Here is a 1,247-nt window from a genome sequence, read left to right as displayed (position 1 = left end):
GAACGCGCCAAGGCGACACGACGTCGGCCAGACGACCACAGACCGATTTTCACGCACACAGGGTGTCGCCGGAAGGCGACCGGATTACTGACCCGCTCCGGATCCGGGCCGTCCTGCCCGCCGCGCGCAGGACGGCTCCGGCCGCCCCGGGGGCGTGCCCTCGACGGCGCGCCTTCGACGGCGCGCGGACAGCGGTGACCGGCCGTCCCACGCGCCAACGCCGGTCATCTTCAGGCTAGTTACCGCCGAGACCGGCCTCCCGGCGCCGGCCGACCCCCGCTCCCCGGAGCGGCGGGAATGGGCGGGCAGGCGCGGGGTAGCAGACGGATCTCCGCCCGGCCCGGTGCCGGGCGGGCGGCGTCCGGAGGGGGCGGCCGAAAGGGAGGGCAGGGGGGCGTCATGCTGGGCCAGTCACACGCGATCAGCGGAGCACTGGTCTACGCCGCGACGGCGCCGGTCCTGCCGCAGGCACTGTTCGGCACGACACCGCGGCCGGGCGAGGTCCTGATCGGCACGCTGCTGTGCGCCGGGGCCGCGCTACTGCCCGACCTCGACCACCACGACGCGACACCCGCCCACCTGCTGGGCCCCCTGTCGAGGGGCCTGTGCCGCCTGGTGGCCCGGCTGTGCGGGGGCCACCGCCACGCCACCCACTCCCTGGTGTTCGCGGCGCTCACGAGCTGGGGCACCTGGGCGGGAGTCACCCGCCTCGGCGAGGGCTTCACCCTCGGCACGACCTTCGTCCTCCTCGCGCTCGCGGTGCGGGCCCTGCACCTGCACCCGCCCGGCCACGGACCGACGGCCTGGCTGACCTCCGTCGGCCTGGCCGGCGCGGGGACGGCGACGGTGGCCGCGCGGTTCGCCGACATCGCCGCCTGGCTGCCGTACACCGTCGGCCTCGGGGCGCTCACCCACCTGCTCGGCGACTGCCTCACCCGCCGGGGCGCGCCCCTGCTCTGGCCGTACCGCAGGCGCTTCGAACTGGTGCTGATCCGGCGGACCGGCGGGAAGCTGGAGACCCGGTTCTTCGTACCCGTGATGACGGTGGCCACCTTCGCGGCCCTGTGGTTCGCGGTCTTCGCCCCGCTGCTGGCCGAGAGCTGACCACCCTCAGCGGCCGGACGCCGCGACGGCCGCACCCCCGGGCATATCCCCGCCCCCGCCGGGCCCGCGCCCACGGACCGGGCCGAAGCGCGGGGCTGCAACCCGTTCCCCATCCGGCCGCTGCCGGGGCCGGCAGCGGCGGG

The 1,247-nt window shown here is 76.5% G+C and carries 1 protein-coding gene; it reads left to right on the top strand.

Going from position 1 to position 1,247, the window contains the following annotated elements; genetic code table 11:
- Positions 1–399: 399 nt before the first annotated feature.
- A complete protein-coding gene (locus ABT247_RS33515) occupies positions 400–1,104 on the top strand; it encodes a metal-dependent hydrolase (RefSeq protein ID WP_350750390.1) in 705 nt (234 codons plus the stop codon).
- Positions 1,105–1,247: the final 143 nt, after the last annotated feature.

Source organism: Kitasatospora sp. NPDC001539 (genome assembly GCF_040298565.1).
Taxonomy (GTDB): domain Bacteria; phylum Actinomycetota; class Actinomycetes; order Streptomycetales; family Streptomycetaceae; genus Kitasatospora.
Note: the sequence above shows the minus strand (reverse complement) of the source record. Positions and strands in the feature narration are given on the sequence as shown.